A 26,999-nucleotide genomic window follows, 5' to 3' on the forward strand; every position below is an offset into this window, starting at 1 on the left:
CGAACCCCCGCAGGGGGTGTGGCAATCTCTTCTTTAATAAATTCAATAAGAACATACTTTTGCTTTTTGCTATAATAGGCTGATCCTGTGCTCTTTTTTCCCTTAATCCAGCATAACTTGTGTACGTTTTTTGATCCTTGGGGCGTTGCTTTATCTTCAGTCATTACACTAAGATAAAAAATGGTCTGTATCGTAGGTATTTCTAATGTCGGTGTTGGTATTGCAGAATTTCTGCAATCTATAAATGAACCATGCAAGGTTTTTTTGCAGGAAAACTCTGTTTATGTAAATGCATTGGAGGCAAAGGGTATAAACTATATGGCAGCCGACCTGGATAACCTGCATTTGCTTTTTAACGGTGATACGCTTGAGGGCGTAACGGCAGCGATATTTCCATCCGAGGACGAACCTTTTAATCTAAGAGCCGCCATGTACGCATATGAGCTAAAGCGAGAGCTAAAGGTCGTGGTCAGACTTTTTAATTTAAATATGGCTAAAAAGCTTGAGTCCTCAATCCCAAATTTTACGGTGCTCAGCGTCTCCCTCCTGTCCGCCGCCGCCTTTGCCGCCTTTGCACTTTTAAAGTCTCCTGTATCAGCCTTTATGGCTGACTCAGAAGCAACTGTTATCTATAACATAAATGCTGTTGAATTTGGCGGTATGAATGTTGCCGAGGTGGAGGAGATTTACGATATAAGGATAATCTCTATAAATGATCAGATGTTTCCGCCTCCAACTCTAACTTTAAACAGCATCGACCAGCTGATTGTCATAAGCAGTATTGAAATTTCAATAAAGCTTTCAGGAATATGCCGTGGTGCAAAAGAGCAAGCAACAGCCGCTAAAGAAAAAAGACCATTTCACTTTAGAAACCTCTTTAAGGGCGATACCATACTAACAACAACTGTAGCGGCACTGGTTTTAATTCTAACAGGTTCATCCCTTTATTTTCATTACCATGACGGCTTAAGCCCCATTAATGCCATATACTTTACTATAACTATGATAACCACAGTAGGCTTTGGCGATATCTCTCTCAAAGACTCCTCCACAGTGTCTAAAGTAATCGGGATGTTTGTAATGCTCTCGGGAGTTACCGTGACGGCGGTGTTTTTTGCCATACTTACCGGATATATATTAAAGAAGCGCATCGATTTACTGATGGGGCATAAACGGTTTAATGCGAAAGACCACGTGGTGCTCTGTGGAATCGGAGATGTGGGAATCAGGGTGCTTGACCACCTAATTTCGCTGGGACAGCAGGTTGTAGTAATTGAGAAAAACCCTGAAAATAAACATATCCCTCTCGTACAAGACTCAGGCATACCGCTAATAATATCTGAGGCGGTAAGCACTCAAACACTGATTAATGCTAATATAGAGTATGCTAAGTCAATAGTAGCCTGTACTAATGAGGACATGAAGAATCTGGAGATAGCACTAAATGCTCGTTCATTGAACAGCAATATAAGGGCGGTGCTGAGGATATATGATGTGGGTTTTGCACGCATACTGGAGAGGCACTTTGATATTCATTATGCGTTGAGTCCGGCTTTTTTGGCAGCACCGGTCTTTGCCTTTAAAGCACTTGGGATGGACTTAGATGGAGTTTTCAGTGTTAAAGGACAAACTTATAAAGTTGTAAAGGAGGGATGGGAAAAACTATGTATAAAAAAACTTGCCTGAAGGCTGTAATCTTAGCAGTGTTGTTAATATTCATTTATCCGGCAACGGGCTTTACTGAACTTAAGCTTGATAATTATGAGGCCATATTTGAAATTATTCCCAACTCAGGGGGACAGTACAAAGACATTGCCGCAACTCTGAATATGACTTTCGTAACCGATACGAGGTTCTCCAACGGGTTTAAATTTGTTGGCTCAAACTACATATCCGAAGTAAGAGCCATGGATGAAACAGGCGATATTGGGGTAGAAGTGCAGAAATTAAACGAATATAAGATAACCTTCCGGTTTCCTGAAATAGTACATGGTAAAAAGAAGATAACTCTTAATTTTAAAATTCATGACGCCCTTTCATCAGGGATATTCTCTAATACACTTAATCTGCCATGGGTGGGAAAATGGAAAATACCGGTAAATATGTCACGCTATGTTGTGGTGTTTCCTGAAAATTTTACTTACAAAAACGTATCGTCTAATCTTCTGACATCGGAGGAGACAACGATAAACGGCAAGCCGGCGATAGCCTTCCCACAGAGTAATGTGACTGAGACTTCACTCAGTATGTCTTTCAAGCCACTCATTGATCCACGGGCTTCCAATTTGTTTATGATTACGTTGCTCATATGGATAATTTTATTAGCCTTTTGGGTAACGAAATACAGAAAGCTCTCTGCACCCCGTCCAACCGACTCATCCGAACCGGCACCGTATGAAGCGGCCTATATGAAAAAGGGCAGGAATCACGCCGTCATGGTTTGTCTATTTGATTTAATACAGAAGGGCTATATCATACTTGATGCCTCACGTGACATGACAGCCACCGGCAAAACCGATGGTTTAACCAGGCCGGAGTCGGCGCTGATTGAGACAGTACGGATAAGAGCCGCTATTAATGAAGTATTTCTACAGAAAGATTTGTTAAAACGCTTTGAGTATGAAACTCTCAGAGCGCTTGAGGTAAAGGGCATGATAAAAGGCTCACTGGAGACAAAGAGCTTTTGCAATAACCTCAGAGCAATTGCCGTGTTTTCAGTTATAGCACTTGTCGGGGCTAATTTATATATGAGATTTCCAAGCGGCGAGGGCATGATGTTCTTTTCACTGATAATGCCGGTCTTGGCTTTTATATCATCCTTTATTATGCAAAGGTCTGCGATAAAAACACAGAAAGGCAAGGCTTATTTAAGACATTTAGAGAGCAGGGTCTCAGGGGCAAACCGTATAGCGGGCCTTGACGGCCACTACGACCCAATGCTTAGTTATGCAGTTGCAGCATTGGGTATGACAATTTTAGCGGGGACGGTATTTGCAGGCATATCAGAGGCGTTATACTACAGAGAAACAGGCGGTTCTACAAGCGATACGGGCAGCAGTAGCTGCAGTGGTTGTTCAACTAGCGACAGTGGGGGCGGCGGTGGCTGCAGCGGTTGCGGTGGCGGCGGGGATTGAGGCTGCTTTGTGCTTAGAGTGTGGGGATTTGACGGGCCTTTCTATTTGCAGTGGCACATTACGGATGACTGTAATCTTAAGTGCATACACTGTTACAGGGAGGGCGGAAAGAGTGTAAAACCCAGTAGGGCGGATTTAATGAATGTGTTGAATAACTTTAACCGGTTTTTAAAGTCAACCGGCAGGAGGGGCAGATTTCAAATAAGCGGAGGTGAGCCTTTTCTTTCAGAGGATTTGTTTACAATCCTTGCAGAGGCTAAAAACCACGGCTATCCGGTCAGAGTGCTCTCAAACGCAACAGTGATGACACATAACATAGCAAAGCGTTTGGGTGTGTCGGGATGCCGCATTGTGCAGGCATCTTTTGAGGGCTCTGAGGAAATCCATGACAAAATCAGAGGGTGTGGGTCATTTAAAAAAGCTCTTGAAGGTATAAAAATTCTCTCTGAGCACGACATTGAAGTGACCGTTATGATGACAGTGTCGGATATTAATTATCAGGTATTAAAAGAGACGATTGAACTTACTGCGCCATATGCCCGGCGTTTTGCATTTTCACGGCTTGTGCCGCAGGGAGCAGGTAAGGACTTATCCGATTCGATGTTGACGGCAAGACAAGTTAGGGCGCTGTTTAAGGAATTTTATCAATTGAAGTTACACTCTGAAAACCGCAGCGGTATGCAGGCCTCAAAGACATATCGCGACCCTCTTTGGCAGGTTTTTTTTAGAAGTGTAAATCCACGGCTTTTAGGAGGCTGTTCAATCGGGTTTAACGGAATATGCGTGGATACGGACGGCACAGTGTATCCGTGCAGGAGGCTTCCGGTCTCTCTTGGAAACATGCACGATACTGACTTAACGGAGATATGGAATTCGGGGATTTTGCAGGAGCTTAGAAATCGTGATTTACTAAAAGGCAAATGTGGAAAGTGTAACCTGAGGTGGCAGTGTGGAGGCTGCAGAGCGATAGCTTATGCTAAAACAGGGGATTATCTCTCAGAGGACCCGCAGTGTTTTAATTGAACCGTCTGATACCAAGTAGCAGTCAAAAGAGTAACGAGGCGGCAAGGAGAAAGCGACACCTCCCCTTACAGGGGATTCCCCTTTAGGGGAGACGTCAAGGAACTTTCGATGAAGCCAACAAAGTTAATCGAATGAATGCAACTTGGTATGACGGTTAAATCAGGAGAATGACAGACTTATGGAAAAAACAAAAAGCGGCAAATACGGAGACATTGCCACCATAATCATATTTATTACGGTTTTAACGATTTTTGTTTTTATAGATGTCAGGGGGTTTGATTTCGTTAACTTAGATGATGACAGATATATAATAGAGAATCAGAGGGTAATTCATGGTTTAACTTTGGATAATGTGAAGTGGGCATTTACTACGACATACTCATTTTATTGGCATCCCCTTACGTGGCTCTCCCATATGCTGGATATTGAAATTTATGGAGCTAACGCCGGTGGCCACCATTTAACCAGCCTGCTTATCCATATTTTTAACTCAATCCTTCTGTTTTATGCCTTTTACACAGTAAACACAGACATATTAAGGAGCGGAGCACTTGCAGCCCTCTTTGCCCTTCACCCTATGCACGTGGAATCGGTTGCATGGGTTGCGGAACGAAAAGATGTGCTCATAGCATTTTTTTATATTGCGGCAGTTACGTTGTATTTTAGTTATGCCAGGCGGCCGTCTCTGAAAAATTATATATTTGTAATGCTTGCCTTTATTCTTAGCATAATGTCAAAACCGATGGCGGTGACGCTGCCTGTTTCCCTGATATTGTTAGATGTCTGGCCTCTTGGCAGACTTAAGTTTGACGGTGGAGTTAAATCGTTATTAAAAGTAAATAAGGGGTTGTTTTATGAAAAAATACCGTTTTTCGGCATATCTGTAATTACTGCAATTTCTGCGTTTTTTGCCCAAAAGGAGGTTGGAGCTGTTGCTACTCTTGGCAATGTACCGGCCGCTTTGAGAATTGAAAATGCGCTGATATCATATGTTAAGTATGTTTTTAAACTCTTCTATCCGGTTGATTTGGCGGTATTGTATCCGCTGCCGCATACGATACCTCTGTGGCAACCGGTTTTGTCTCTCTTAGCGCTTGTTGCAGTAACAACATGGGCGTTATTGGCCATAAAGAAAACTCCTTACTTTTTTACCGGCTGGGTTTGGTTTGTTATTACACTGCTACCTGTAATCGGCCTTATTCAGGTTGGGAATCAGGCGATGGCGGATAGATTTACCTACATACCGTATATTGGGCTTTTTGTTATTGTGGTTATGGCGATACCGGAGCCTCGCAGTGGTATAACAAAAAACATTGCATGGGCATTGGCATTTATAGTGCTATTGTTTAATGTAATACTTTCAAAGAAACAGGTTTCTTATTGGCAAAACACGGTTACGTTGTTTAAACATGCCATATCGGTGACAAGTGGTAATTTTGTTATCTTAAACAACCTTGGTGCCACTCTTGTGGCAATGGGTAAGCCGCAGGAGGCGGCAGGCTACCTTAAACAAGCCGTGGAGTATAATCCGGCATATGTGGAAGCCCATGTAAACTATGCCAATGCGCTTGTAGTGCTTGAGAGGGCGGATGAGGCTATTGTGCACTACGCCATTGCGCTGAAACTAAAACCCACGGTGCCTGCTGCATATAACGGGTTGGGTACAGCCTTTATAGCAAAAGGAAATATAGAAGAGGCCCGCAGATTCTTACAGAAAGCGATAGAGCTTCAACCCGGCTATCCGGATGCGCTGTATAATCTGGAGCATTTGGAGAGGTTGGTTAAAAAGTAGGTTATTTCAATGAGTTTGACTGCAGCTTGGTATTAACTCCCAAAAATTATATTTCCAAACCCATTCTAAATGTGTTATATTTCTAAAAGCAGGAGGTATCTGTCATGGATTGTTTATTTTGTAAAATAGCAAAAAAGGAAATACCGGCAAAGGTAGTGTATGAAGACGAGCAGGTTGTCGCCTTTGAAGACATAACCCCTAAGGCACCCGTGCATATTCTCGTTATACCCAAAAAACACATATCCACGACCCTTGAGCTGACAGAGGCCGAGAGCGCTCTTACAGGCCATATGGTTATAGTTGCAAATAAGATTGCGCAGGACAGAGCAGTAGCCCAAAGCGGCTTCCGTATGGTTATGAACTGTAACAGAGACGCCGGACAGAGCGTCTTTCACATTCATCTGCACCTTCTGGGTGGAAGGGCTATGAGCTGGCCTCCGGGATAACAAAGAGCAGAGGATTGTCTTAATACCAAAATGCACAAACTCTCTCTAGGGTTTTCACCATGCCCAAACGATACTCACGTTTTTTACGCTCTCGTTCATGGCATCGTAAAAGCCACCGGTATTGCATTAAGCCATCAAATACACGATGTGGAAACTCTTAACAATATGGCTCTTAATGAGTCATTGGATGTCACAAAGGTTTCCTTCTATGCCTATGCTCACGTAACGGATAAGTATGCAATGTTAAAAACAGGTGGGGCTATGGGGCGCTCCTGCGGGCCGATAATAGTTTCAAAGAAGCGGATGTCACCCGATGAGCTAAAGGGCAAAAAAATAGCAGTCCCAGGAAAGTTAACTATCGCATATCTTCTGACTCAACTCTTTGAGCCCGCCATAAACAATAACAGCGTTTTAGTAATGCCATTTAATGAAATCATGGCCGCCGTAAGGGACGGTGTTGTAGATGCCGGTGTTATAATCCACGAAAGCAGGTTTACATACCATACTTTTGGCCTTACTGAGGTTGTTGACCTGGGTGCGTGGTGGGAAAAAGAAACCGCACTCCCTATCCCTCTGGGCTGCATCATCGCAAAAAAATCCCTTGGAGAGGGTATAATCTCAGAGATTGAACACTTGATACTTGCCTCTGTCCGGTACGCTAACATCCATCCGGCTGAAACCCGCACATATATTAAATCCCATGCCGCTGAAATGGACGACACAGTGATATCGGAACACATCAGACTTTACGTCAATAACTATACGGAAAACACAGGTGATGACGGAATTGCCGCCTTTAATAAAATCATTAATTTAGCACAGGACAGGGGGCTGCTTTAGATGAAAAAGATCACTTTTTCGCTAACCATGTTTTTGTTGTTATTAAGCACAACAGTATCAGCCTACGACAGTGTTTATGAGTATTTGAAAAGCGGACGCAATGCACTGGATAAGAAAGAGTATGAAAGCAGTGTAAAGGATTTTGACCACTTTTTGGAAAACCGGAATCTTCTTTCAGATTATGGGTATCTGTGGCGGGCCAAGGCTCTGAAGGGACTTGGTGAAAATGAAAAGGCACTAAAAGATATCAGCATTATAAAGGCTGATTACAGAAACTCTCCGGTATTTAAATCAGCACTCTTGCTTGAAATGAAAATAGATGAAAAGGAACATCCCGACGAGGCTCTTGTTTTATATGAAAGATTCCTTAAAAGTTACCCGGGAGATGACACCATAAGGCTGTCCTACGCTAAACTGCTGAAGGAAAGAACTTATGAATTGGATGCCGAGAGGGAATTTATTAAAATATACATAAACGGCGGTAGTATGTCAAAAGAGGCTGCTGCGTTTATAGACACCCAAAGGCTAAGCAGCGAGAGCAGGGTGGAACGGGCGAAAAACCTCATGAAACGGCATAAGTATGAGGATGCAGAAATTGAATTGAGAGAAATATGGAAAAAGGCTCCATCCTCATTCCATGCCACCCTGACAGCCCTTCTGGCACGAACTCTCTTTAGGCAGAAAAAATACGACGAGGCCGCCATATACTTACAGCGCTCAGGGGACATCTACACCGAAGCAAGGGCTCTCTACAGGGCCGGGAAATTTGACGAATTTCATGAAAAAGTCCGCCTTATGGATGCCGACAGAAGTGAACGTGCCGCCGAACTGGCACTCATAAGCGGCCTGTATTTCAGAAGAACAGGGGACACAGAGAAAGCTCTTTCGATTTTTAACACTCTGAAGGATAACCGCTTTAATAAAGAGGAAGCACGATGGCATACCGGCTGGACTTACTACCTCAGCGGTAACTACCGTAGAGCTTATGATAGCTTTGAATCACTCTATAAAACCTATACAAACCGCCAGTACCTTTACTGGATGGCACGTTGTGCTGAAAACATGGGAAAACCCACAGACGCACTATACACAAAATTAACCGCAGCGGGGGATTTCTACTCCCTGCTTGCCCATGGCAGAATTGGTAAAGCTCCTTCAAGAGTACATCAGGAAAGCACTTATACCTACTCGGAAAGCGAAGAGTTCGGCCCCGACCAACAAGAACTAAAACGCCTCTCCATACTGCTGCAACTAAAAATAGACGATGCCGTCAGGATGGAAAGCAGGCATATTATAAGAAATGCAAAGAAACTTACCGGAGATGTTGCTTTCAAGGCTGCTTTAATGCTAAGTGAAGCCGGAGCATACTCCCACTCGGTTGATATCGCCGGAAGACTCTCCGGCGGCAGCTATCTCCACAGCCTCCTGTACCCCTATGCCCACAAAGACATTGTACAGAGTGCCACCGGTAAGTTTAACGTTAACCCTCTCATCGTACTTTCTATAATGAGAGAGGAAAGCCATTTTCAGGATGATGCTTTTTCCCCTGCCGGCGCCATAGGGCTTATGCAGCTTATGCCTCAGACCGCCTCACATTATAGTAAACCGGCTGAGGAAAGCATTGAGGATGAAAAGGATATTTTCAACATAAAGAAAAATATAACTATCGGTACCTGCTATATCGGCACACTTTACAGGGAAACCACCTGCGTACCGGTTGTGCTGGCCTCTTATAATGCCGGAGAGGATGTAGTTAAAAAGTGGCTTGAAGCCGGAAAATATAAATCAACAGATGAGTTTATTGAGGATATTCCCTATAACGAAACCAGAAATTACGTAAAACGTGTTCTTAAGACTTACTACCAGTATGCAAGACGGTTAGAGCCGACTGTGGAGTCTTTAAAATTTGCAGCTGATTGCAGTTTACATTAGTTAACCGGATTTGTTATCTTAACAGAATGTTTTGCAACAGATAAAAAAAGATGTTTGACTCAACTACAAAAACAGGGGGTTTTTTATATTGGATAAACTAAGAAATCTTGAAGAAAAAATTTCAGCAGTAATAGAGAAGGCAAAGGTATTAAAAACAGAAAACGAGGCTATTCTGAAAAAAAATGGAGAACTGGAGGCACAGCTTAAAGAAAAACAGGACGAGATAGACAAACTCAGAGCGGAGCTGGACTCAAAGAGCGGGGAGGTACAGAGGATGTCAAGCGAACAGTCCTCTGTGGCGGAACAGATAGAGGCAATCCTCGGGGAATTGGACCATTTAGAGATATAGAGCAATGGGAAGCGCAGAGATAACAATACTAGGGCAGAAGTATATACTTAAGGGTGAAGAGCCGGAGGAGTATATAAAAAGCCTTGCTGTTTATGTTGACGGCAAAATTAATGAGGTACTGGCAGCCGCTCCGGGAACTCCGTCGCTTAAGGCCTCAATACTGGCAGCAGTCAGCATAGCCGATGAGCTGTATAAGTTAAGGTCCCTGTTTGGCAAACTTGATATTGAAACAGATGAGATAGACAAAATACTTGAACATAGCGTCAGCGGAGTAAAAAACCGGAAAGAAAAGGTAAAAACAACGGATGAAAGCAAAGGTTTACATAAAGCATAGACAGGAGATTCTTGACCCTCAGGGTAAGGCGGTGCTTCATGGGCTTAACAATCTTGGATTTAATGGATTAACAGATGTGCGGGTTGGTAAGTACATAGAGATTACCATGGACTGTGCCTCAACAGAGGCAGCACAAGCTCAGGTTAAAGATATGTGTGAAAGGCTTCTGGTAAACACCGTTATTGAAAATTATACATATGTGATAGAGCCATAAATCTTGCTCAATTGACGGCAGGTTTTCCTTACTGAGATAAGTGGGGATTGTGTTTAAAAACTCTAAGGAGGATTGTTTTATGAAGAAAGCTGTGATTTTAGCGTTAGTGTTGGTGTTTGGTTTATCAACGGTTGCAATGGCCGGATATGAAAAATGCCAGGGTTGCCACAATGGTAAAGTATCTCCCGATAAGGCAAAATTACTGGAGAAATTTAAAACTGCCAGTGATCTTATTAAAGGAGCTAAGGATTCCAAGAGCCCTATGATGAATGCTGTGAAGGCAAATGATGCAGACTTAAAGGCTGCAGCTGCTGACTTGGGCCTTAAATAGACCGGTATTGATCTAAGCCGTCTCTTAATGAAAAGTTACAGTCATATTGTGTTGCGATTGCAAATAAAAAAGAGCGGAAGCTAAAAAAGCTATCCGCTCTTTTTTTGTGAAACTTTGTAAACTAAGTATTGTCCAATTGTCAATCTATCAGGTATTGATGAAACAGACATATACATAATCCCCTAATGTAATATAAGCGGGTTGTTGAGAAGTGCGTTACTTTTGGCGGAGCTAACCGTGTTTTCAAGAAGTGTGGCAATGGTTACAGGACCCACACCCCCCGGAACCGGTGTTATTAGTGAGGTTTTTGGCGACACACTATTAAAATCTATGTCTCCGGTTATTTTTCCGTCCGGTTGTACATTTATCCCGATATCAACAACGACTGCGCCCTCTTTTATCATTTCACCGGTTATAAGGCCTGTCACTCCCGTTGCAGAGCACACGATATCAGCGTGCTTTAAGTAATCCTTTAAATTAGCTGTGCTTTTATGGCATACAGATACAGTTGCCTCTTTTGCCAAAAGCATCATGGCAAGGGGCTTTCCCACTGCTAAACTCTTGCCTACTACTACAGCATTTTTACCGGCAAGCTCCACTCCGTAGTACTCCAAAAGTCTGATTACACCAAACGGGGTGCAAGGTAAAAAACTCGGAGACGTACACGTATGAAAATCGGCTGATTTAGGAGTTATTTGATGGTTGCTGGAGAACTCCTTCCTAAAAATCTGAAACATAGACTCCTCTGCACTAAGCCGCCCTACTGAGACCGAACCTAAACCATCCACATCCTTATCAGGCACTATTGCATTAACCACTCTCCTTGGGTTTATTCGCCTGGGAAGCGGGAATAACACAAGGAGCCCGTTTATCCGCTCATCTGCATTTATACTATTGACTACGTTTAATATTTCATTCAAAGATACACTGGATGGCAGCTTGTACTCAAAAACATTTATTCCCATACTTTTAGATATCTTAACAGTAGCATTGAAATAAGATGACGAGGCATCATTATCACCTACAAGTAAAAGAGCAAGTCCCACCTCAATGCCAATTTTACCAAGGTTTTCAACGTCACGTTGAACATTTCCCCTTATTTCCATGGCAAGCCTTGTACCATCCATTAATTTAACCATCTGTTTTATCAACCCTTATTAAAGTTTTGTCTGTTTTTCATCTTTTCTATCTTGTGATTACATCTTGGTATATTATTTTAACAGATTATCTTAATTTTAGATACTAATTTAAATGGAGACACATCCAATTTATTAGACAATGTGAGGAAGGTTTCAATAATGTGTTAACTCAGATAATTTCAACTTCTTTACTCGTTTTTCTTACCTCTATGTCGGATTTCGGGTACTATGGCCGCTCTTTGCGGACATTTTCTACTTGCTACTGTTACTATTTTGAGCAAAAATTAACTTGACAGATTTAAAAATATATTGTAGCCTATTATAGTTTATACTCTATACACTATTTGATTCGTGACAGAGTGGTATAAGCGTTGTTGTTATCTAAGTAGGGCAATATGGAATACTTGTTGAGGAAAAGCAAGTTAGAATTGTAACTTTAGATTTACTATTGCTATTATATTTTCAAAGGAGGCTTTTATGTTGTTATATATAAAATATTTAATATTATTAGTTGCTATCCTGTGCTTTGTTCCTGCCATTGCATTTTCGGAAGTAACAATGGTGAATTTTAGTGAAGATTATACAGATAAAGTACCTGTTGCCGGGTCAATTAGTGTAGGCGCAATGGTTAATGTGGATAACTCTACCATTGACTCACAATTTATGACTTTGTTGATGCCTGAAACACAAAGCCCAAAGTTGTGTATGTCTATAACCTCAATTGATGGGCGTTATAAAGCTAATTATGAATATAATATTAAAAATCAAAAAAATGAATTGATTCTTTTACCAACAAAGACAAAGCACGGCAGTAAATTAAAAAAACTTAGAGAAAATCAAGTAGCAATATTGGCAACACTTAACAAAACTTGTAAAGATATACCTGACAAAGTAATATTTGCAAGTTGGAAGAGAAATGTAACTGCTGGAAATTTAAATAAATATTACGTATATTTAAATTGGGATAATAATGTATCCATTGTAAGTAGCGATGGTAAGACAGAATTAGCAAATTGCAAAAAAATTACTGATAATTCAATTGCTTATAACTATGAATGTGTATTGGATAGGCAGCCCCAGGGAAGTGGGGGTTTTGCCATTAATAGATTCTCATCCTCAAATCAGAAACTACAGTTAATTCCGCTGCCACTATTTTTTCAATAATTATGAATATTAGAGCAATATTAACATGCTTATTTATAGTTATTTCAGTTGTGTTAATTGTAGTTGTACTCTGTGACTTACCAACAACGTTTAGCATTACAGCTCAGGTTGAGCGTGTTGAATTTATTACAGATGATAATCAATCGATAGAATGGAGCTTAAAGAATTCTGTTATTTTAGAAAATGGTGATGACTCGTCAAAAAGAACATTTACAGGGTTGCTTACCATAGAAACAGCTTCTAATGTTATTGTGGAGCGTGTATCAAATGGTCCTCTGACAATCAGTATTAACTCCATGCAAGATAATAAAACGGTGGGAACGTTTCTAAGTGAAAATGATTTAACCAGTACTCAAGCAGGTAAAAAAATTGGAATAACTATTGATAATATAACAAAATATGTTAATAACGGGCAGACAATATTGCTACCAATTATCGGAAAAGATGTCAGACTTGGTATTACTATATGGAACAGACTGAGGGGGAGCACAGCAATTTTACGCTCCGGTAAAGTTACAATGCTCGGGAAGACAATTTTAAGTGATGTCTTTAATGTAGGTGAGAACACTCTGGATGCAGGAGATCAGATTAAAGTAGAAGATGAAGAATCACTATCATATGGTTTTGTTTTACTTGATGAGAGAGCTGCAATGACAGCTTCTTACCGGGCTATCGGTAAGCAAGCAAAGATAACCAGACCTGGCGGCCACAATTATAGTATTTCAACGACTATATATAACAGGCTAATGAAGGATACATTTGTAATAGCTTTATGGGCAATTTTGGGCGCAATTATAGCTGCATACACTTTTTTATTCAAAAAGGAGAAAACTTCAGGGCTACCATTGCTGCGATGTTACTGTTTTGCTTTAAAAAGGAACAAACTTCAGATGAGAAATAAGTTTTTTATAATAGCTTGCCTTATGTATTTGTTATTTCAAACAGCAGATTTATTTGCAGAAGAGGTTTTTATTAAGACAAATATTCAGCAAGTAGGAAGGGGTATTACCAAACTCTTTGAAGGAGAGTGCATTGTAATAACGCCCAAACATATAGTAGAAAATGCTAACCCACCAGTAGAAGTATATTTTCCTTTGCCCTATAATAAAAAAGTTACAGGTAACCCCAAAATATTTGTAGGTCTCGATATTGCTCTTATTACATTAGATAGTAATAATTTGAGATGTTCTACCTATAACATTACGACTAATTTTGATAAGTTGATAAAAAATATAACCTCAGGACAGTTGATAATTACTGATGAAAGTGGTGTTACTATCAGAGAGTCGGTTAAAATAATAAGTACATATTTAGATACAATAAAAATTAGACCTGATAATACAAGTTTTATTTTAAAAAAAGGGCATAGTGGTAGCGCTTTATACGCTGTAGATAAAAATGGAGAATTGTTTTTAGCAGGTATTTTATTAACTTTTGATCGCGAAGAAGGCACAGGAAGTGTTTTTAGAATAGATTACATCGATAGAAATGTACTTTCTGCTTTCAAAAAACCACCGATACCAACACTGTCGCCAACACCTCCGCCGCCCCCCTCTTATGAACCTGAAATGGTGCTTGTTCCCGGAGACAAATCAATAGGAATACAAAGTTTTTATATTAGCAAACATGAAATCACATTTGAAGCTTACGATTATTATTGTGAAGAAATGAAAATAAAAAAACCGGACAATAAAGGAATACCACTCAATAAGAAGTATCCAGTATTTAATGTAAGATATGACGAAGCGGTGCGGTTTACGCAATGGTTAAGTGACAAAACAAAGGAAACATATCGCCTTCCCCAAAAAGAAGAATGGCTACGAGCATGTAGGTATAAGGGAGGAGGTAAGTACCCATGGGGAACGGATAATTCGACTAAAATTGTTAAGCTATACGCGAACTATTCAGAAACAAGAAAAGAAGAGCCGAATATTGTTGGTAGTTATAAGGCAACTGGTGTTGGGATATATGATATGGCTGGAAATGTGTTTGAGTGGATTGGTGACTCAGACGAGCCTAGCAGACGTGGTTTGCATTATATAGCAGGTGGTTCATATGATCAGAGTATTCCTTATTTGGAATGTGATAACTTTACACTTAGTTACGGTGAGGCAAAATCATATATTGGCTTTAGGGTCGTTCGTGAAATAAAATAAATATTAAGTGGAGGGGAAAAATGAAAAACTGTAAACTATTAAAGATTGCCTTATCAGTGTTTGTATTTATTTTTATACAAAATGTATTGCCTGCAGTTGCAGCTGACTTGAAGATTACAGGATTTGATAGTTTTGAGAGTGAAGTGAGTGCGACATCTAAATCAGAAAAGAAAATCTCTGACGAACCAGTTAAAACAAAATCAGATGACTCCAAACTTTCAATTATAAAAATAAAAATCATGGGAGAGGGCTTTAGCCCTGTACCTAATGAAAATATCGTTACTATTGGAAATAAACTTATTCCTGTAATACTATCTGATAACACTACTATTTTTTCAGTTTTACCATCCGATATTTTTCCTGGAAAATACCAACTTATAGTTGAAGTTAACGGACAAAGAGCATCTTATGATGTCGAAATAAAAAAGACCTCAGGTGTTGCAATGAAAAATCTGGATGATAAAGACACTAGATTTATAACTTCTACCGATATCTCTACAGAATTGACTCAAATAATAACATACTGGGCACAGCGCAGAAATATAAATTCATCTTTCCAGCCATGGAAGAAATTGAAACCACAATGTTCCGGCTTTAATAGCAACAACCCTTTAAAAATCACATTACTAAAACTGACCCGTCCAAATTATCCAATGAAACAAACAGAATCAAGTGAGGCAGATGAATATTTTAGACTCATAGAATCAGAAAAAGATGTTACTGATATAACTAAGGGTGAGGATTTAGCGCTGGCTATTTTTGTTGAAGGAAACCGCAAACTGATTAATAACTTTGAAATAGGAGCACGCTTTGTAGATGATAATAATAATCCTATAAATATTGGCAAGGAAATAATCAAAACACATAAAATCGGAGATGCCGATGAAACATCAGATTGCTTTCAGGCACTCTTATTTACAGAATTCCAGTTTCCTTATGAAACACAGGCTAACAAAAGCAAACTTAACATTTGGGTGAAATCATTTAATAACAATAAAGTTGTGATTAGTGAAAGCAGGCAGCTTAGCTTATTGGAACCGTCTAATATAGAAGCCTACCCCATAAGACTATTTGGGTTCACCAAAAGCCTTTTTTCAGATATTACAAGTAAAGGAACTTACTATTACGAAACGTCTGAGAAAAGAAATTTTTTACCCGGTCAGTACATAACTTTTCTGAATGATTTTGCGATTTTTGGCCTTAAAAAAGGACAAAAAGAGGAATTTGAATGTTCTTTTGAGATAGTGAAAGACGGCAAGATCAGCCTAAGTTATCTATTAACAGGTGAGGTTGAAAAAAATTGCTATAATGTTTTATGTGAAAAAGGAGTAACATTACCTGATAATATAACTCCGGGTGAATATCAACTCAAATCCAGAATAAAGCTTAAAAATACTAATAGAACAATAGAGAGTAAGCCTTTTGACTTCACAATAGATTCATACAAACCATCAATAGAAGCATATACGTGGATAGCTGAACCTATAAATACGGAAATAAATGTAAAAAAAGAAGCACAAAGGAATATTCTTATGTATAGAGCATTGCCTGTGATTAGAAAAGATCAGAGAATAGCATTTGTTACTTATTTTACAACTGCTGGTTTCCCTGTATTTAAGGATAAAAAGCATGCTATAAGATATGAAATTAAAATACAGGATGTTAGAAAGAATATAACAGCAACTCGTGGGTCTAAAGATATTAACGTAAGAGAATATGAAAATGTAAATGGAGATATCTTGTTATACTTGACGGCGCCTCCTATGCCGAAAGATTTTGTTCCTGGGCCGATAAGCTATACGATTAATTTATATATAGACGACACATTGGTCTCGGCTCGTAACGGAGCAATACTTAAATAATGGGAACATTTGCATAAAATACAATTGCCTCTGTCGGCAGATAAGACTTTATCCTAAAAACGGCAGCAAGTTGGTCACAGCAGCATGGCGTTGTTTCAGGAGGGAGTAGGTATATTATTTTTTGATATAACAACGTTGTATTTTGAATCGTTTTCACATTATACTGAACTGATACCAAGTAGCAGTCAAAAGAGTAACGAGGCGGCTGGGAGAAAGCAACACCTCCCATCATAGGGGATTCCCCTTTTTAGGGGAGACGTCAAGGAGCTTTCGACGAAGCCAACAAAGTTAATCGAATGAATGCAACTTGGTATGAGTTCAAAATGACAATCATTGAAAGACTGCTCAAGCCTCAGAATTACGCCGAATCAAAATGCCCTTTTAAGCTGACTATCGATGTCATCTTTCTACCACGCACTCTGGTGAAATATAAACAAAGGATACATTATAATACCAAATAAAATATTGTCATAAACCCAAAATTCTACATTTATTCAAAACCTCTCAAAGCTTTTGAACACAGTACTCCAAGCGTGGCTGTGAAAACTTCAATTTTAGCTTATTGCGTTGTTATTTAGGTGCTACAACCATAATTATACTTTTGCCGTCGAGCTTGGGTTTAACCTCTATGTTGTAGCTGCCCTGAAGCTTTTCGATGATATTGTCAAAAATAGCCATGCCATGCTCAGGCCTTATTATTTCCCTGCCTCTGAAATACATTGATACCTTAGCCTTATCACCATCAGCTAAAAATCCTAACATCTGTCTGACCTTTCTGTCTAAATCATGCTCTGAGATGCGTGGTCTGATTTTTACCTCTTTAACATCCGCAGTCTTTCTGTGGGAGTGCTTTTTACTTATTTGGTACTTGTACTTACCAAAGTCCATGATACGGCATACCGGCGGGTTTGCCCCGGGGGCTACCTCCACTAAATCGAGCCCTTTTTCCCTAGCAGACTTTATTGCATCCTTTACCGGTACAATCCCTAACTGCCCCCCCTCAACATCAATCAACCTTATCTGTGGTGATTTAATCTGCTCGTTTACTTTAACCTTGTTGTTTATTGAACACCTCCTTAGGTTTTGCCTTTTATCTCTTTAAGTAAAAAAGACAGAAAATCCTCTTTACTCAGAAACAATATATTTTCGCCATTCCTTTTTCTGACGGAAACACTCCCGCTCTCCGCCTCCTTATCCCCTATTATAACAGCATAAGGTATCTTTTTTACAGTTGATTGCCTCACCTTATAGTTAATTTTCTCATTGGCCGTGTCCTTTTCCACTCTGACGCCCTCAGCCCTTAAGTAAGTTGAAAGCTCACCGGCAAAAACTCCGTGCCTTTCCGATATGGTCAGCACCGATACCTGCACCGGAGCCAGCCACAGTGGAAACGCCCCGCCGTAGTGTTCTATCAACACGCCGAAGAACCTCTCAAGAGAGCCCATCAGTGCCCTGTGGATCATTATCGGCATATGCTGCAAATCATCAGCACCTCTGTAGGATATATCAAATCTCTCAGGATTATTAAAGTCCACCTGGATAGTGCTGCACTGCCATTGCCTGCCCAGTGAATCCTTAACCTTTATGTCTATCTTAGGCCCGTAAAACACCCCCTCACCGGGGTCAGTCTCATACTTTATCCCTGTAGTTTCAAGGGCATTTCTGAGGGCATTTGTTGAAATCTCCCAGTTGTGCTCTGTTCCTACAAACTTATCAGGTCTTGTTGACAGATACACATCATAGTCCTTAAAGCCAAATGTGTTGAGCACATAGATAGTGAAATTCAGCACTGTCAGTATTTCAGCTTCAATCTGCTCTGTAGTGCAAAATATATGGGCGTCGTCCTGCGTAAACCCACGTACCCGCATAAGGCCGTGAAGCACCCCTGAACGCTCATACCGGTAAACCGTGCCCAGTTCGGCATAGCGGACAGGCAGGTCTCTGTAACTTCTCAGAGCGCTCTTATAAATAGCCACATGAAACGGGCAATTCATTGGTTTAAGTTCAAAATCCACACCGTCTATGTCCATTGGAGCGTACATATTGTCTTTATAAAAGTCCAGATGGCCGCTTCTTTCCCACAAGTTAATGCGTGCTATGTGAGGGGTGTAGAGAAGTTTGTAATCGGCCTTTATATGCTCGTCTTTCCAAAAATCCTCTATGGTTTTCCTTATAATTGCGCCATTTGGGTGCCAAAGAATCAGCCCTGAACCTATCTCCTCATTTATACTAAAAAGGTCGAGCTCTCTACCAAGCCGCCTGTGGTCACGCTTTTTAACCTCCTCAAGGAAATCGAGATAATTTTTAAGCTCCTCTGCCTTCGCAAATGATGTGCCATACAGCCGCTGGAGCATTTTATTTTTCTCGTCACCGCGCCAATAAGCGCCGGCAGTTTTCAATAGTTTAAAGGCACTTATATAACCTGTTGACGGTACGTGTGGACCACGGCATAAATCAGTAAAACCACCCTCCTCATATACACTAACCTCATCGCCCTCAAGCGCCTCTATTATTTCCACCTTGTAGGGTTCGCCCAGATTCCTGAAAAAATCTATTGCATCAGATTTTTTCATAATTTTACGGACAAACAGGGTGTTACGCCTTATTATTTCCGACATTTTCTTTTCGATTTTTGTAAGATCATCCTCGCCTATAGGCCTCTCAGTATCAAAATCGTAGTAAAACCCCTCATCTGTTGCAGGCCCTATAGTTACCTTCACATCGGGGAAAAGTTCTTTTACGGCATGAGCCATTATATGGGAGGCACTGTGGCGGTTTATCCTCAAGCCCTCTGTGCTCTCTGCCTGTACAGCAATCAACTCCGAGGATTCATCAATATTCTTTATTTCATTTACATCTATTAATTCAGAGCCAACTTTAAAGACAAGTGTTTTGCTCTTCTTTGCCCTTTTTAAAATATCCTCCCTGCTAAGCAGCAGCTCTTCACCTTCAGTTATAAGTTTAATACCTTACCTCCATATATTTACTTGTATTGATAATAACTTATTTATTTACACTATTTCAATAATCTTTTTTGCATTGATTCTACTATAATGAAATGCAAAATAACGTTCCGATCGGAAGCCCGTTATATGGGCATTTGAGGGCTATTGCCAAGTAGCAGTCAAAAGAGTAATTCCAATTCTAACTCAAAAGTAAACGCAGGCGGCAAGGAACAAGCGACGCCTCCCCTTACAGGGGATTCCCCTTTTAGGGGAGACGCCCCGGAGCTTGTGACAAAGTCAACAAAGTTAAACAAATGAATTAGAATTGGAATAAGTCACCAAGACCACCTGTTCTCATCGGCACTAATGCACCGGCACGGCCACGGCATAACACTGAGTTTCAAAGAATTTAACCGGTATAAAAAATGATATAAAAGCTATAGTCACTATAAGCAAAATATGTACTTTACTTATTGATATTGATGTACAAAACACTGCTCCTATTCTTTCATATCTTTTTTATCGCTTTCCTGTTTGTACTTAGTTTCAGGAGAACACGTCTCCTTGAAGTTGGTAGCTCAGGTTCTTATCCCAAATTTAGGGAAAATAAAAACCTGAAGAACTATCCAGAGTATCAAAAAACCTAATAACAGCAGTACATCATTCATTATTTCTTTTCCTTTTGCGGTTCAGAAGGCTTCTTTACACTTTCGTAATCAACAAACTCAATGACAGCCATCTCCGCCTGATCTTTCAAACGCCGCCGTGTCCTTATGATTCTCACATAGCCGCCGTTTCTTGAGCCAAAGCGCGGAGCTATGTCGGAAAACAACTTTGCAACCGTCTTACGGCATGGCACATCTGAAAATGCCAGACGTTTTGCATGTAAATCTCCCCGTTTTCCCAGAGTCACCATCTTTTCAGCCATGCCCTTTATAGCCTTAGCTTTCGTAATTGTCGTCTCTATTCTCTCATACTCAATCAGCGCAACCATCAGGCTTCTGAACAATGCCTTGCGCTGATTTGCGGTTCTGTTAAAATGCCTTGCCGCTATTTTGTGTCGCATCACTACCCTCCGTTTTTAGCCGCTAATTCCTTTCTTACCATATCCATATCTATTTTCATGTTAAAATCCAATCCCATGTTCAAAAGCACTTCCCTTATTTCATCCAGTGATTTCTTGCCAAAATTCTTCATCTTCAGCATATCGTGGTCACTTCTCTGGACAAGGTCATAGATATACTTCACATCTGCATTCTTTAAACAATTCTGGCTCCTTACGGAAAACTCAAGTTCATCAACCGTCTTGACAAGATTTTTGTTAAAGTCTTTCGTGCCGGAAGCTGCGGGCTGCTCTATGTGCTGAAATACAGCAACAGGTTCAACCTCCTGCTCCAGTCTCTCCGCCGCCGGCTCCTCAATCACCTCAGAGTCCGTTGAGTTGTTCCTGACTTCGTTAAAATTAAAATACCCCATATGTTTAGTTAAAATTGCAGTTGCCTTACCTACAGCCTCTTTTGGGCTCAAACTGCCGTCTGTCCATATTTCAAGAATAAGCTTATCGTAATCGGTGGCTTTACCGACCCTTGTTTTTTCAACATTTAAAACCACCTTCTTTATAGGTGTAAACACTGCATCTATCGCTATAACACCGATAGGAGCGCCTTCTTTCTTTAGATCCTCAGCTTGTTTATAACCTCTTCCTTTTTCGATTGTAAGCTCTGCAACAAACTCGGAATCACTGTCAAGGGTTGCTATATGAGCATCCGGATTCAGAAGCTCCAGAGCGGAATCAGCCTCTATATCACCCGCAGTTACCAACCTCTTACCTGAAACATTTATCCTGGCTGTCAGCTCACCGTCTGTATGAAGTTTAAACCTTAATCTTTTAAGATTCAGAACAATCTCGACAACATCCTCTTTAACACCTTTTATCGTAGAGAACTCATGAAACACACCTTCTATTTTGACAGAAGTTATTGCAGCACCTTCAATTGATGAAAGTAATACCCTCCTGAGGGCACTCCCTATAGTTATGCCATAACCTCGTTCCAATGGTTCAGCTATCAATTTACCGTAAGTCTGTGTATATGTCTCCTCTTCGAGGTAAACATTTTCCGGCAGCTGAAAACCACTATTTTCAAGAAACATATTGCCTCCGTTCATTTATCTCGAATAAAACTCTACTATTAATTGTTCTTTAGCAACAAGCGGTATATCATCCCTCTGTGGCACATGCAGTACCTTACCGCTTAGCGACGCTCCATCTAATTGCAGCCACGACGGCACACCTGTATGCTGCGCCTTTGACACATTTTCTTCAAATATCCCTATATTTTTGCTTTTCTCAAAAACCGCCACAGTATCCCCTGCTTTCAATCTATATGACGGGATGTTGACCTTTCTACCGTTTACAACAAAATGCCCATGATTGACCAGCTGCCTTGCCTGGTTTCTGTTTGAAGCAAAACCCATCCTATAGGCTATGTTATCCAGCCGCAGTTCAAGGAGTTGAAGTAAAAGCTCACCGGTTATACCGCGTTTTTTACCGGCTTCCTTAAAATACTTCTTAAACTGCCGCTCCAAAAGGCCATACGCCAGCCTGACCTTTTGCTTTTCCCTGAGCTGTATTGCATAGTCTGAAAGCTTTCCTCTTCTTAGCCCATGCTGCCCCGGAGCCGTCTTTCTCCTCTCTATAGAACACTTATCAGTAGTGCATCTTTCACCTTTAAGAAATAACTTCTCATTGTCCCTGCGGCATAATCTGCAAAGTGGTCCTGTATATCTTGCCATACTACACTCTCCTCCTTTTTGGAGGTTTACACCCGTTATGAGGCACCGGTGTCACATCTTTTATTAAATTAACATCTATTCCTGCCGCCTGAATGGCCCTTATTGCAGATTCCCTTCCTGCCCCGGGCCCCTTTATAAAGACGTCAATCTGTTTCATTCCCATCTCTATCGCCTTCTTTGCCGCCGTCTCCGCAGCTATCTGGGCTGCATAGGGTGTTCCCTTTCTTGAGCCCTTAAATCCCAAACTACCGGCTGATGACCACACCAACACGTTGCCCGCCGTATCACTTATCGTCACAAGGGTGTTGTTGAATGTTGTCTGTACGTGTGCTACCCCGCTGGCTACACGCTTCTTTTCTTTCTTTGGCCCCTTACGCTTTCTCGGCGGCATTATTTACCTCCCTTTTTCTTGATCGCTGATTTAGTAGGACCCCTTCTTGTTCTTGCATTCGTTTTCGTTCTCTGGCCTCTGACCGGTAAACCCAGCTTATGTCTTAAACCTCTGTAACAGCCTATATCCATCAGTCTCTTGATGCTCATAGAGACCTCTTTCTTTAAATCTCCCTCTACCTTGTAATCCCTGTCTATCACTGCTCGAAGCTTTGCCACATCATCAGGGCTCAGGTTATTTACCCTTGTATCAGGATTTACTCCCGACTCTTTAAGGATTTTTCTGGAAGTAGGCCTCCCTATTCCAAAGATTCTTGTTAAACCAATTTCCACCCGTTCTTTTCTGGGTAAATCCACTCCTGCTATTCTTGCCATCTTATTCCCTCACATTTAACCTTGCCGCTGTTTGTGCTTTGGTATCTCACATATTACACGCAACACACCTTTTCTCTTTATTAACTTACACTTTGAGCATATCGGCTTTACTGATGCTCTGACCTTCATCTATTCCTCCTTAAAAGCGTCCTCTCCGGTTCAACATTTAACTACGTGCCAAAGTGACTGCATTATTTATACCTGTACGTTATCCTGCCCTTTGTCAGATCATAGGGCGACAATTCCACTAAAACCTTATCCCCCGGTAGTATCTTTATGTAGTGAATTCTCATTTTGCCGGAAACATATGCTGTCACCGTCTGCTTATTTTCCAGCTCCACCTTAAACACAGCATTGGGCAACGCTTCCTGTATCGTACCCTGCACCTCTATGCTATCCTCTCTGGTAGAGTCCTTCACCTCATCCGTCACTTTTTTGTGCTTGTCACTTCTTGATTTCTTATAATATTTCAATTTTTCCACGCCGTCAACACTTCAGGCTCCCCCTCGGTAACTAATACCGTATGTTCAAAATGAGCAGATAGCGTCCCGTCCTCTGTAATAGCCGTCCACCCATCATCAAGAATCCTCACTTCATGGCCACCGATATTAACCATAGGCTCTATAGCCAAAACCATGCCCCTTTTTAACCTGGGCCCCTTATTCGGAGCACCATAATTAGGGATCTGAGGCTCTTCATGAAGCTCCCTTCCTACTCCATGGCCTACAAAGGCCTTCACCACTGAGTACCCGTTACTCTCAACATAACTCTGAATCGCATGAGATATATCTGACACCCTTTTAGTCGTTTTTACCTCTTTTATCCCTTTATACAGAGCCTCCTCTGTCACTGTAAGCAATCTCTTAGCCTCCTGCTTTATCTTTCCAACTGCATAGGTCTTTGCCGCATCACCTATGAATCCCTTATGAATCACCCCTATGTCCACGCTGACTATATCGCCCTCTTTTAGCACTCTTTTAGCAGATGGAATACCGTGGACCACCTCATTATTGATTGAGACGCACAGGCTCGAGGGATACCCGCGATAGCCCTTAAATGCAGGTGTCCCACCGCTTTGCTTGATCAAGCTCTCGGAAAACAATTCCAAATCTTTTGTAGTTATGCCGGGTTTTATAAAATCTCCTAATTTAGCCAATATCTCAGCCACTATTTTTGATGCTTTTGATATTTTTCTGATTTCATCCTCTGACTTTATTATAATCACTTACGCCTTGTTTTAGCTACCCTCGTCTTCCCTTCAGCCTGCCCTTTTTAAGAAGGCCGTCATATGATCTGGTCAGAAGGTGTGATTCTATCTGCGATACCGTATCGAGAGCAACTCCAATCACTATAAGAAGCGACGTCCCACCGAAATAAAACGGTACATTAAACTTACTTATTAAAATGCTCGGAAGCACACACACCACGGAGAGATAAATAGCACCCACAAAGGTCAGACGTGAAAGCACCCTGAAGATATACTCCGAGGTGTTTTTGCCGGGCCTTATTCCGGGTATATAGCCGCCATACTTTTTTAAATTATCCGCTATGTCAACCGGATTAAACACTATTGCCGTGTAAAAGTAGCAGAAAAACACTATCATCATCACATATAATAAGTCGTGAAGGGCAGAGCCCGGGGCCAACTGTTTGGCAAATGCTTGAACCCAAGGTATTGCAATAAACCCTGCTATCGTTGCCGGAAACATTATTATAGAAGAGGCGAAGATAGGCGGGATTACCCCCGATGTATTGATTTTAAGCGGTAAATGTGTACTTTGCCCACCATAGACCTTCCTTCCCACAACACGCTTGGCGTACTGCACCGGCAGCTTTCTCTGCCCTCTTTCCATATAAATTATGCCTGCTATTACGGCTATCATCATGATAATCACAATAATTACCAGAATAATTGATAATTCACCGGCCTTTATAAGCCTAGCCGTAGTTATCATCGCATTAGGGAGAGTTGCAACAATACCGGCAAAGATTATTAAGGATATACCGTTACCAATGCCTCTTTCGGTTACCTGCTCACCAAGCCACATAATAAAGGCGGTCCCTGCAGTTAGCGTTAACATTGTTAAAATCCTGAAACCCCATCCCGGATGCTGTATAAACTGCCCGTTAGCCATAGTTTCAAGCCCTACCGCTATGCCAAATGATTGTATAAGGCTGATTACAATAGTGCCGTAGCGGGTATATTGAGTGATTTTCTTCCGCCCTTCCTCACCTTCTTTTGCGAGCTTTGCTACAGCCGGGATTACCACGGTAAGCAGTTGAAATATAATGGATGCGCTAATGTATGGCATTATGCCTAAAGCAAAAATTGTCACCCTTGAGAGGGCCCCACCGGAGAACATATCAAAAAAACCCATAAGAGCACCACCCCTGTCGGTGAGAAACTTGCTTAATTGCTCTCCATTTATACCGGGTGTGGGCACATGTGCACCGATTCTGTAAACTATAAGAAGAGCAAACGTGAAGAAAATACGCTTTTTTAACTCCTCTATCCTAAATACATTTCTAAAACTGGAAAGTGCTCCCAATACCTCTACCTCTGCCGGACTACAACACTACGGCCTGTCCGCCGGCTTGTGCTATTTTTTCTTGTGCCGATTTGCTGAAAACGTTTGCCACAACCTTCACAGGACGTGTCAACTCACCTCTGCCTAATACCTTCAATCCACTGTGGAATTTCTTAATAATTCCCATTTCAAAAAGAGCCTCCGGTGTTATCTCATTAAGCTCCTCAAGTGCATTGATATCGTCTACGTTAATAATCCCGTATTGCGTCTTAAACGGGATGTTTTTAAAACCCCTCTTGGGAAGGCGTCTCTGAAGCGGCATCTGACCGCCTTCAAAACCGAACCTTTTACCTGCCCCTGCACGTGCCTTCTGTCCCTTATGGCCCTTACCTGAGGTCTTGCCGCGCCCCGAGCCAGTACCTCTGCCTACCCGCTTTACGTCCTTTGTGCTGCCCTCAGCCGGCTTTAACTCATTTATGTTCACTCTATAGCCTCCAATTGCCTCATTATTGCAATCTTCTGAAATTGCCGCTAACTTTCTGTTTTTCCCTGCACATCTTCTACTATTAACAAATGTGAAACCTTGTGAATCATCCCTCTGACGGCAGGGATATTCTCTTTATGTACCACCATGCCGGGTTTTCTCAATCCAAGCGCTGTAAGAGTTCTCCTCATTTGCTCAGTCAATCCTGCATAGCCCCTTTTTAGCGTTATCCTGTACATCACTTACCTGCCTCTTTGTTGTGAAGATTTTCGTCTGTGCGGCCCCGAAGTTTCAACACAACATCGGTTTCCTTGAGTTTTGTTAAACCATCCACCGTTGCCCTGACTGCATTAAAGGCATTGGTGCTGCCCACAGACTTTGCTACAACATTGTTTACGCCGGCAACCTCTAAAACCGCCCTCACAGGACCTCCTGCTATCAAGCCTGTTCCCTCTCTGCCCGGATTTAACACCACCATCCCTGAACCGCAATAACCAATTATCCTGTGTGGTATTGTGCCGTCTTTTACCGGAAACTTCAAAAGACCCTTTTTCGCCTTCTCCACAGCCTTGCGTATCGCCTCTGGTACTTCATTTGCTTTACCCTTGCCGACACCTATTATTCCGTTTCCGTCACCTACTACAACTAGGGCACTAAAGGAAAACCTGCGTCCACCTTTAACAACTTTTGCAACCCTGTTTATAAAGACCACCTTCTCCTGAAGGTCCAACTCCTCGTGCTCTATTCTACTCACTATGCCTCCGTTTC

General features: G+C 41.3%; 29 protein-coding genes. 14 read left to right on the forward strand and 15 right to left on the reverse strand.

Annotated features, from left to right (window positions below; genetic code table 11):
* Positions 1 to 180 precede the first annotated feature (180 nt).
* From H7844_13595 to H7844_13645, 11 genes are all read left to right on the forward strand, one after another.
* A complete protein-coding gene (locus H7844_13595; protein MEO5358312.1) occupies positions 181 to 1,686 on the forward strand; it encodes an NAD-binding protein in 1,506 nt (501 codons plus the stop codon).
* Positions 1,665 to 3,134 (forward strand): TIGR04222 domain-containing membrane protein, encoded by a 1,470-nt coding sequence (locus tag H7844_13600; GenBank protein MEO5358313.1) that lies wholly within the window; start codon positions 1,665 to 1,667, stop codon positions 3,132 to 3,134. The genes H7844_13595 and H7844_13600 overlap by 22 nt, the downstream gene beginning before the upstream one ends.
* A 9-nt stretch (positions 3,135 to 3,143) precedes the next feature.
* Entirely contained in the window at positions 3,144 to 4,157 is a 1,014-nt protein-coding gene (locus H7844_13605; protein MEO5358314.1) for a radical SAM protein, read from the forward strand.
* Positions 4,158 to 4,335: 178 nt separating this feature from the next.
* Positions 4,336 to 5,949: a tetratricopeptide repeat protein gene (locus H7844_13610; protein MEO5358315.1), complete on the forward strand. Its 1,614-nt coding sequence runs from the start codon at positions 4,336 to 4,338 to the stop codon at positions 5,947 to 5,949.
* 104 nt (positions 5,950 to 6,053) lie between these two features.
* Entirely contained in the window at positions 6,054 to 6,395 is a 342-nt protein-coding gene (locus tag H7844_13615; protein ID MEO5358316.1) for a histidine triad nucleotide-binding protein, read from the forward strand.
* Positions 6,396 to 6,425: 30 nt separating this feature from the next.
* Positions 6,426 to 7,235: a 1,4-dihydroxy-6-naphthoate synthase gene (locus H7844_13620; GenBank protein ID MEO5358317.1), complete on the forward strand. Its 810-nt coding sequence runs from the start codon at positions 6,426 to 6,428 to the stop codon at positions 7,233 to 7,235.
* Positions 7,236 to 9,167: a transglycosylase SLT domain-containing protein gene (locus H7844_13625; protein MEO5358318.1), complete on the forward strand. Its 1,932-nt coding sequence runs from the start codon at positions 7,236 to 7,238 to the stop codon at positions 9,165 to 9,167.
* An 88-nt stretch (positions 9,168 to 9,255) separates the two neighbouring features.
* Positions 9,256 to 9,516: a cell division protein ZapB gene (gene zapB / locus H7844_13630; GenBank protein ID MEO5358319.1), complete on the forward strand. Its 261-nt coding sequence runs from the start codon at positions 9,256 to 9,258 to the stop codon at positions 9,514 to 9,516.
* A gap of 4 nt (positions 9,517 to 9,520) precedes the next feature.
* Positions 9,521 to 9,850: a cell division protein ZapA gene (locus H7844_13635; protein MEO5358320.1), complete on the forward strand. Its 330-nt coding sequence runs from the start codon at positions 9,521 to 9,523 to the stop codon at positions 9,848 to 9,850.
* Positions 9,822 to 10,064 carry a phosphoribosylformylglycinamidine synthase subunit PurS gene (gene purS / locus H7844_13640; GenBank protein MEO5358321.1) on the forward strand — a complete coding sequence of 81 codons (243 nt, stop codon included), beginning with the start codon at positions 9,822 to 9,824 and terminating at the stop codon, positions 10,062 to 10,064. Before H7844_13635 ends, purS begins: the two co-directional genes overlap by 29 nt.
* A 79-nt stretch (positions 10,065 to 10,143) precedes the next feature.
* On the forward strand, positions 10,144 to 10,395 hold the full coding sequence (locus H7844_13645) for a hypothetical protein (GenBank protein ID MEO5358322.1): 252 nt from the start codon (positions 10,144 to 10,146) through the stop codon (positions 10,393 to 10,395).
* Between the two features lie 182 nt (positions 10,396 to 10,577).
* Here the strand turns inward: H7844_13645 and H7844_13650 are convergent, their stop codons facing one another.
* Positions 10,578 to 11,534 carry a bifunctional 5,10-methylenetetrahydrofolate dehydrogenase/5,10-methenyltetrahydrofolate cyclohydrolase gene (locus H7844_13650; protein MEO5358323.1) on the reverse strand — a complete coding sequence of 319 codons (957 nt, stop codon included), beginning with the start codon at positions 11,532 to 11,534 and terminating at the stop codon, positions 10,578 to 10,580.
* A gap of 477 nt (positions 11,535 to 12,011) precedes the next feature.
* On the opposite strand from H7844_13650, the gene H7844_13655 reads away from it, so the two are divergent.
* The 3 genes from H7844_13655 to H7844_13665 are packed head-to-tail and all read left to right on the forward strand — an operon-like array spanning position 12,012 to position 16,716.
* Complete coding sequence (locus H7844_13655) at positions 12,012 to 12,698, forward strand: hypothetical protein (protein ID MEO5358324.1); 687 nt, start codon at positions 12,012 to 12,014, stop codon at positions 12,696 to 12,698.
* Positions 12,699 to 12,748: 50 nt separating this feature from the next.
* Positions 12,749 to 14,854, forward strand: coding sequence for a formylglycine-generating enzyme family protein (locus tag H7844_13660; protein ID MEO5358325.1), 2,106 nt, complete (start codon positions 12,749 to 12,751; stop codon positions 14,852 to 14,854).
* Positions 14,855 to 14,874: 20 nt separating this feature from the next.
* Positions 14,875 to 16,716, forward strand: a complete 1,842-nt coding sequence (locus H7844_13665) for an IPT/TIG domain-containing protein (protein ID MEO5358326.1) — start codon at positions 14,875 to 14,877, stop codon at positions 16,714 to 16,716.
* Positions 16,717 to 17,286: 570 nt separating this feature from the next.
* On the opposite strand, the gene infC is transcribed toward H7844_13665, so the two are convergent.
* From infC to rpsE, 14 genes are all read right to left on the reverse strand, one after another.
* Entirely contained in the window at positions 17,287 to 17,730 is a 444-nt protein-coding gene (gene infC, locus H7844_13670) for a translation initiation factor IF-3 (GenBank protein MEO5358327.1), read from the reverse strand.
* Between the two features lie 62 nt (positions 17,731 to 17,792).
* Positions 17,793 to 19,535 carry a threonine--tRNA ligase gene (thrS, locus tag H7844_13675; GenBank protein MEO5358328.1) on the reverse strand — a complete coding sequence of 581 codons (1,743 nt, stop codon included), beginning with the start codon at positions 19,533 to 19,535 and terminating at the stop codon, positions 17,793 to 17,795.
* A gap of 793 nt (positions 19,536 to 20,328) precedes the next feature.
* Positions 20,329 to 20,727 (reverse strand): 50S ribosomal protein L17, encoded by a 399-nt coding sequence (gene rplQ, locus H7844_13680; GenBank protein MEO5358329.1) that lies wholly within the window; start codon positions 20,725 to 20,727, stop codon positions 20,329 to 20,331.
* A gap of 2 nt (positions 20,728 to 20,729) precedes the next feature.
* Positions 20,730 to 21,812, reverse strand: coding sequence for a DNA-directed RNA polymerase subunit alpha (locus tag H7844_13685; GenBank protein MEO5358330.1), 1,083 nt, complete (start codon positions 21,810 to 21,812; stop codon positions 20,730 to 20,732).
* 15 nt (positions 21,813 to 21,827) lie between these two features.
* Positions 21,828 to 22,454, reverse strand: a complete 627-nt coding sequence (gene rpsD, locus H7844_13690) for a 30S ribosomal protein S4 (GenBank protein MEO5358331.1) — start codon at positions 22,452 to 22,454, stop codon at positions 21,828 to 21,830.
* Between the two features lies 1 nt (position 22,455).
* Entirely contained in the window at positions 22,456 to 22,845 is a 390-nt protein-coding gene (gene rpsK / locus H7844_13695; GenBank protein MEO5358332.1) for a 30S ribosomal protein S11, read from the reverse strand.
* Positions 22,845 to 23,219 (reverse strand): 30S ribosomal protein S13, encoded by a 375-nt coding sequence (gene rpsM, locus H7844_13700; GenBank protein ID MEO5358333.1) that lies wholly within the window; start codon positions 23,217 to 23,219, stop codon positions 22,845 to 22,847. The genes rpsK and rpsM overlap by 1 nt, the downstream gene beginning before the upstream one ends.
* Positions 23,220 to 23,234: 15 nt before the next feature.
* Positions 23,235 to 23,348, reverse strand: coding sequence for a 50S ribosomal protein L36 (gene rpmJ / locus H7844_13705; GenBank protein MEO5358334.1), 114 nt, complete (start codon positions 23,346 to 23,348; stop codon positions 23,235 to 23,237).
* Positions 23,349 to 23,410: 62 nt separating this feature from the next.
* The gene (gene infA, locus H7844_13710; protein ID MEO5358335.1) at positions 23,411 to 23,638 is read right to left on the reverse strand and encodes a translation initiation factor IF-1; all 228 of its coding nucleotides are present in this window, start codon (positions 23,636 to 23,638) and stop codon (positions 23,411 to 23,413) included.
* 50 nt (positions 23,639 to 23,688) lie between these two features.
* Positions 23,689 to 24,444, reverse strand: coding sequence for a type I methionyl aminopeptidase (gene map / locus H7844_13715; protein MEO5358336.1), 756 nt, complete (start codon positions 24,442 to 24,444; stop codon positions 23,689 to 23,691).
* A 16-nt stretch (positions 24,445 to 24,460) separates the two neighbouring features.
* Entirely contained in the window at positions 24,461 to 25,768 is a 1,308-nt protein-coding gene (secY, locus tag H7844_13720; GenBank protein MEO5358337.1) for a preprotein translocase subunit SecY, read from the reverse strand.
* Between the two features lie 19 nt (positions 25,769 to 25,787).
* Positions 25,788 to 26,231 carry a 50S ribosomal protein L15 gene (gene rplO / locus H7844_13725; GenBank protein MEO5358338.1) on the reverse strand — a complete coding sequence of 148 codons (444 nt, stop codon included), beginning with the start codon at positions 26,229 to 26,231 and terminating at the stop codon, positions 25,788 to 25,790.
* A 47-nt stretch (positions 26,232 to 26,278) separates the two neighbouring features.
* Positions 26,279 to 26,470 (reverse strand): 50S ribosomal protein L30, encoded by a 192-nt coding sequence (rpmD, locus tag H7844_13730; GenBank protein MEO5358339.1) that lies wholly within the window; start codon positions 26,468 to 26,470, stop codon positions 26,279 to 26,281.
* The gene (gene rpsE / locus H7844_13735) at positions 26,470 to 26,988 is read right to left on the reverse strand and encodes a 30S ribosomal protein S5 (GenBank protein ID MEO5358340.1); all 519 of its coding nucleotides are present in this window, start codon (positions 26,986 to 26,988) and stop codon (positions 26,470 to 26,472) included. The genes rpmD and rpsE overlap by 1 nt, the downstream gene beginning before the upstream one ends.
* Between the last annotated feature and the right edge of the window lie 11 nt (positions 26,989 to 26,999).

The sequence above is a fragment of the Nitrospirae bacterium YQR-1 genome (genome assembly GCA_039908095.1).
Taxonomy (GTDB): Bacteria; Nitrospirota; Thermodesulfovibrionia; order Thermodesulfovibrionales; family Magnetobacteriaceae; genus Magnetomonas.

Coding starts and splice junctions, on each gene's coding strand:
- H7844_13595 (MEO5358312.1), top strand. CDS start 181: ATGGTCTGTATCGTAGGTATTTCTAATGTCGGTGTTGGTATTGCAGAA.
- H7844_13600 (MEO5358313.1), top strand. CDS start 1,665: ATGTATAAAAAAACTTGCCTGAAGGCTGTAATCTTAGCAGTGTTGTTA.
- H7844_13610 (MEO5358315.1), top strand. CDS start 4,336: ATGGAAAAAACAAAAAGCGGCAAATACGGAGACATTGCCACCATAATC.
- H7844_13615 (MEO5358316.1), top strand. CDS start 6,054: ATGGATTGTTTATTTTGTAAAATAGCAAAAAAGGAAATACCGGCAAAG.
- H7844_13620 (MEO5358317.1), top strand. CDS start 6,426: ATGCACAAACTCTCTCTAGGGTTTTCACCATGCCCAAACGATACTCAC.
- H7844_13625 (MEO5358318.1), top strand. CDS start 7,236: ATGAAAAAGATCACTTTTTCGCTAACCATGTTTTTGTTGTTATTAAGC.
- H7844_13635 (MEO5358320.1), top strand. CDS start 9,521: ATGGGAAGCGCAGAGATAACAATACTAGGGCAGAAGTATATACTTAAG.
- purS (MEO5358321.1), top strand. CDS start 9,822: ATGAAAGCAAAGGTTTACATAAAGCATAGACAGGAGATTCTTGACCCT.
- H7844_13645 (MEO5358322.1), top strand. CDS start 10,144: ATGAAGAAAGCTGTGATTTTAGCGTTAGTGTTGGTGTTTGGTTTATCA.
- H7844_13650 (MEO5358323.1), bottom strand. CDS start 11,534: ATGGTTAAATTAATGGATGGTACAAGGCTTGCCATGGAAATAAGGGGA.
- H7844_13655 (MEO5358324.1), top strand. CDS start 12,012: ATGTTGTTATATATAAAATATTTAATATTATTAGTTGCTATCCTGTGC.
- H7844_13665 (MEO5358326.1), top strand. CDS start 14,875: ATGAAAAACTGTAAACTATTAAAGATTGCCTTATCAGTGTTTGTATTT.
- rplQ (MEO5358329.1), bottom strand. CDS start 20,727: ATGCGACACAAAATAGCGGCAAGGCATTTTAACAGAACCGCAAATCAG.
- H7844_13685 (MEO5358330.1), bottom strand. CDS start 21,812: ATGTTTCTTGAAAATAGTGGTTTTCAGCTGCCGGAAAATGTTTACCTC.
- rpsD (MEO5358331.1), bottom strand. CDS start 22,454: ATGGCAAGATATACAGGACCACTTTGCAGATTATGCCGCAGGGACAAT.
- rpsK (MEO5358332.1), bottom strand. CDS start 22,845: ATGCCGCCGAGAAAGCGTAAGGGGCCAAAGAAAGAAAAGAAGCGTGTA.
- rpsM (MEO5358333.1), bottom strand. CDS start 23,219: ATGGCAAGAATAGCAGGAGTGGATTTACCCAGAAAAGAACGGGTGGAA.
- rpmJ (MEO5358334.1), bottom strand. CDS start 23,348: ATGAAGGTCAGAGCATCAGTAAAGCCGATATGCTCAAAGTGTAAGTTA.
- rpmD (MEO5358339.1), bottom strand. CDS start 26,470: ATGTACAGGATAACGCTAAAAAGGGGCTATGCAGGATTGACTGAGCAA.